Genomic DNA, 5,557 nt, shown 5'->3' with positions numbered 1-5,557 from the left:
TCCATTTGCGTTTCACCCGGTTTTGAATCCGCTTTTTCAATCGAAACAGGCGTATGAGTTCCCACATTTAGGGGTTTTTGGGTAAAACCTTTCTCAAAATTCGGCTTTTTAGGTTATATCGAATTATCATTCAGATTCTTTTTTTGAATTGCATTATGTGATTTAATATTGACTTAGGTATCACAAATGAGTCAGTTACCTTTGCATCTGTGTAATCGCAAGACACGTTAGTCATTTTTGGCGGTTTGAAGCCTGAACTATCGGGTGAATTCCAAACCAAGCGCAAATTGCTTCGGAATGCGATTTTATTGTGACGGGTCCTATACTGCTCGAGTTGGAGAATTTGATGTCCTTAGGAAAAACCTTATTCTATTTCTTTTCTTTGTTTGGCATTTGTCTTTTTTTTAGGCCCGCTTACGCGCAGCCGGTCGTTGTTCCGAATCTGAATTCTCCGGTTTTTAATACGAACAGCATGAATCAAACCTTCACCGTTGCCAACGGTATGCAGACAGTCGGAAACTGGGACGCTTTCGTTTTCCAGAGCGTCAGCATTTTACAAACTCAGTGGGAAGCTCAGGTTCAAGCGCAGATCACGATGATGGTCAATTCGATCACCACGAGCGATCATTTCGCTTCCGTTCAAGACTATCAGGCTTACGTTCACAATTCTTTGGAAAGCCAGGCCTCGGAACAATTGATCGTTTGGCAGTCGGCGGTCGAGGGGGAAATTCTCCAAGAGAGGAGTCAATTCTTGACTTCCAAATTCGGAGCAAATTCGGCTGCGGTTCAGAATTCGACTGCGACTTTTCAGAGCCAGTGGGATTCTTTTTTGAACGGTAGCGGTCTTAACTTGAATTTGAGCGGTGCGATCAGCCAAGCGGTTTTGAATAGCGGCCAACAGACTCTTCAAGGTTTGGAAAGTCAGTGGTGGAGCGATTTCAACAGCAATTTGCAAAGCGGTTTGTTCACGTATCAGCAAGCGGTACAGAATCTTACCACTCAGTATCAAAATTTGATTTCTCAGATCAACGCCACAGAGATGCAATATCAACAGAACTTGGCGCAGATCCAACAGTCTCAATCGAACGTTAAAGATCAGGTTTTTTCGAGTTTGCAAGGCTATCAGTCTTTTTTGAACGGCAACGGTTTGTTCTGGAATACGATCAGCGTTTTGTACGATAATTCTTCCAACAGTTACGTGCAGGCGAGTTGTCCCGGCGGTCACGTTTGTAATACCTTTCAATACGATCCCTCCAATTCTCAATTTTACGCCTTCGGGTCTTGTCCTTCGGGTCATACCTGTGCGAACGTTTTGTACGACACTACGACGAGCAGCTATCTTCAGAACACGGTTTGTCCTTCGGTTTGTAACGGTACGGAAAGCGAAAACTTGGTGATCCGTACGGGTTTGAATGCGGACGGTAGGGCTTTTCAGAACGTCATCAACAACGCGGTGAACGCGCTTCAGGAAGGTTTTATCATGCCCGCGATTTTCGATTATACGACGGGTACGATGTTGAGTTACAACAACAACTGCCTGAACGGCAATTCCTGCGTGAAGGGTCTTTTCGATTCGACTTCGGGGACGTTTGTTTCGGGTAACACGTGTTCGTCGGGTCACACTTGTTTTAGCGCGGTTGTCGACAATACGGCGGGCACGGGTTCTTATTTTATGAATACTTGTCCCGTGGGGGACACTCGTTGCGTCAGTTGCGCTTCCGGTCACACTTGTCAGGTTCAGGATATGGAAGCCGGTTTGTTATACGCTTCCTCCGCGGTCAGAACGTTTTTGCACAACGAACTCGTATCTACACAAGGCGCTTTGCAGAATGCGATCAATTTTCAAAACAGCGGGAATACGAGTTACAGCGTTCGATACGGACAAACGCAAGGAGCCTATAACAATGCCGGGATTTGGAGTTATGGGGATCCTATCTTTTCGCATACACCTTTTAATCATTTTGCTGCTTCCGCTGGTGGACCCGCTTCCGTTTCAATCTCGGAAATTTTGAACGGGGGAATTCAAGAGGGCGAGGGCGGGCTTGCCAAGAAGATCATGGCATACGTTCGAAATCAAATTACTCAGTCGGATCTTGCCAACTGGATTATGGATGCCTATGAGAGCGGCTTGAGTGGTTCGGGATCTCCGCTTTCCGGTTTAACGGGACTCGGACCGGGTATGACAATTACCGGTTTTAATCAAGTGGATCTCCGTGCGTTTATGAACGAAGACAATCACGTGCCTTTTCTTAATTTTACGCCGTATTGCGGAAGCGGTATTGGCTGCGTATCGGGCGATATTTTCAATTGGACTTCAGGGATTTATTTAGCAAATCGCACGTTTTCTGAAATGATCGCCCAAAATTTGGCGGGGACCCAAGGGCCTTGGGGTCAGAATTTTTACGATTATTTCGCAAGAGAGGCGGGGGTTTGGAATAATGTTCCCTTTTTAGCGGACATCCAACATCAGCAGGACTACGCTTGGATCGAGTTGAATTTTTCGGTAACGAATAACAACGCTTATGCGAACGTCACTACGTATCAAGACTTGGTTCTTCAGTTGCAAAGTTTCGAATACGATTGGCAGAACAACGTTATGCCTTCGATTACGAATTGGACGGCTCAAGCCGCTTCGTATCAGGCGCAGTATGCGAATTGGCAGATCCAGATGCAGTCCGCTCTCGCTAACGCTCAGTCTCTTTTCAATTCCGGTATTCAGGATATCCAGAGCCAGGAATCTTCTTGGCTTGCCCAGATGAATCAAGTCCAACAGCAGGCTCAGAACGCTTTTAATACGGCTCAGAACGCTCTTCAAAACGGTCAAGGCCAAGGCAACTATCAACAACTTACGCAGCAGGTTTTAGCGCAAATCAACAAAGGGCGCGTTCATTCGGGAGACGGTCCCTCCAACGTACCGGACTTTCAAGGTTTCGGTAGCAGCATTCTTTCCGGCTTGGATCGAAACGCGAATCAGAATATTCCGAACTTTGCTTTGTTGGAGAACTTCGGCAGGGACTTTAACCGTTTGATTACCGGTGCTTCCAATCTGAGTTTGTTGTCTTCTACCAACAATTCTACGATGGATACGGTTCTGGGTTTTATGAAGGGGATCGCGGATAGCATGAAAAACGAGAAGCAGTTTACCCAGAACGGCTTTTCCGATCTCGTTCAGGCTTCCGGGATCAAGACCAAGGAAGTGGAAACGAAAAACGCGATCACGGGCGAAACGGAAACGACGACCTACGTTTTGAAAGCGGACGGTACGATCGACACGTTTGTCGACAAAGACGGCAAGACGAAACAAAAGACCTTGGGGGCTTGGGTCTCGCTGACCTGCGGGGACGATCTCAGCAACGGAAATTGCAATCCATATATCGAAAACAAATATGAGAGCGTGGACGTGTCGAAGGACGGTAAGATCACGGCGCACAGAAAGATCTATGACGGAACTTCGAGCTATTGCGGTTCGAACGCTACGGATTCCCATTCTTATTGTTACGGTACCGAAGACGCGGTGGTTACGATCGACGCTCCTCCGAAGGATATGATTCTTTTGGGTAGAGGGGCTTCGAGACTCGGAGATATTTTTGACGATCGTTCGAAGGGTTTTAACGATCTTGTGGATTCCACTTTCCAAAATGTGAACGCTTATTTGAGTTCCAACAAACATACCGCGGGCCTCTTTTCACAAGTGAATATGCTTCAGAATGTGAACGATCGTAATTCCAATCTTGCGTCCCAGGACGTGGGCAACAAAGTGAAGATTGCGAATCTGATCGTAGATTACGTCGAATCGGTGTTAACCGGTGGAATGTCCACGAGCGCTTGGGTGACGAAACAGGCAAACCAAGCGGTTCAAGACGCGGTCGCTACGGTGATCGCTAGGACGTTCGATCTTCCTCCGGACGTGGCGGCGTTTCTTTCGGGCGGGCTTATGGCTAACTTGGAAATGTCCAAAGCCAAACACGAACTCGGCACGAAGAATTTAGGAATCGGCAAAGGGATCCAAAGCGCATTCCACGATGTCGGCTTGGAAGGCGTGGAAAAGGGTATGTTAAAAATTTTTCCAGCACTTACGTCGGTAATGGACGCCGTGATACCGGGTATGGGAACCATGACGAAAGCTTCTTTCGGTTCTACTCTGAAATCGTATGAAAACGATTTGGATGCGATCGACAGGTGGAAGGATTTTAAAAACAGCATGTACGGTTTTACCGTTCAGAAGGTTGCGATCGCGAATGGAATGTCGCCGGCTGCCGCGGGAGCTTTGGCGCAATACGCATCCGATTATATGGAAATGCGTCATGCGAAAGCGGAACTTGGAATGAGAAGCGGAATGTTTTCCTTGCAAGGGATAGGCGGAACACTCCAGAGAGCCATTGGAGATTTGGGCGGAATGGTGATGGAAGGTGTCGGCGGGGTCGTTCGTACGGGGGCTCATTTTTCCGGAGATCTTGGACTTGTTTCTGAGAAACACGAAAAACAAATCGCTCAGGACTTTAGAAGCGCGATCAACGATATCCGATTAAAAGAATACAAAGACGATATCCGTAATTGGGACAGCGACCAGGTGATGCTTGCGAGCGAATCGGTGAAAGAGTTGGGTCGTATCGAACACTGGGACCAAGCGAAGATCGATCTTTGGTCTCAACAGGCGAGCGACTTCGTTGTGAGAAAACAAGCGGAGAGAGATTTACACAGACGGAACGATCTGATCAACATAACGGCGATTACCAATCCCGTATCGGCGTTCATGTTCTTGGACAACAAACTTTTCAGCGGAGGATTGACAAGCCTCGCGACGAAAGGGGTGAAAGGGCTTATGACGTCGATCGCGGACTTGGGAAATATGTTGGGAGAATCGATCGTGTCCTCGGATTTCAAATCCTCGATCTATGATCAATCGAAAGAATGGTCCAACACAGTGACGATGGGCGACGTGAAAGCTCGCTCCCAGCAAGGGATCATCAACAAAGCGTATATTGAGAACGACATGCGGAACAAGATGTTCGATCTGATCGGAGAGGCATTGATGCCTGGGGATCCGAACGCCGCACATGTTCTCGGTTTATTATTAAAAGATAATATAGACAAACACGAAGCCAAGAAACACGCTCGAGAACAAAGACTCAAAGACGCGGAGACGATCGTTCAAGTGGCGGCCGCAGCGGCAGCGATTTATTTTACGGCGGGAGCCGCCGCGGGAAGTACAGGCAGTTGGCTTTCGAGCGTGGCGGTGCAAACGGGAACCACGACGACGGCGTCGCTTGGAGGAGTTTCTACGGTAGTTGCGACGGGAGTCACGAACGGTCAATTGATCGCGATGGGAGTGAGCACCGCGGTTAACATGGCGATTGAAGGCAGTCTCAACGGTACGAATGGCGCGTTAGCTGCCTTTGCAAACGGATTGATTTCTACAGCGACGCTGGGAGTGAAAACTCCTATTACCGGATATTTAACGTATTCGAAACACGAAAACGCGAATCTACTGACCGGACAACACGAGGTGAAAGGCGGCTGGGGCGGCGGGGTGAACTTGAACATATCGGGAGCGAAG

At 48.0% G+C, this 5,557-nt stretch carries 1 protein-coding gene; it reads left to right on the top strand.

All coding sequences use genetic code 11. The annotated features are described in order from the left end of the window. Window positions 1–346: 346 nt before the first annotated feature. On the top strand, window positions 347–5,557 hold a 5,211-nt coding region (locus tag CH376_RS23335), incomplete at its 3' end, for a TIGR04388 family protein (RefSeq protein ID WP_125232034.1).

Source organism: Leptospira adleri (genome assembly GCF_002811985.1).
GTDB classification, from domain to species: domain Bacteria; phylum Spirochaetota; class Leptospiria; order Leptospirales; family Leptospiraceae; genus Leptospira; species Leptospira adleri.
The sequence above is the reverse complement of the archived record's forward strand: the minus strand, read 5'-3'. Positions and strand labels throughout refer to the sequence as shown.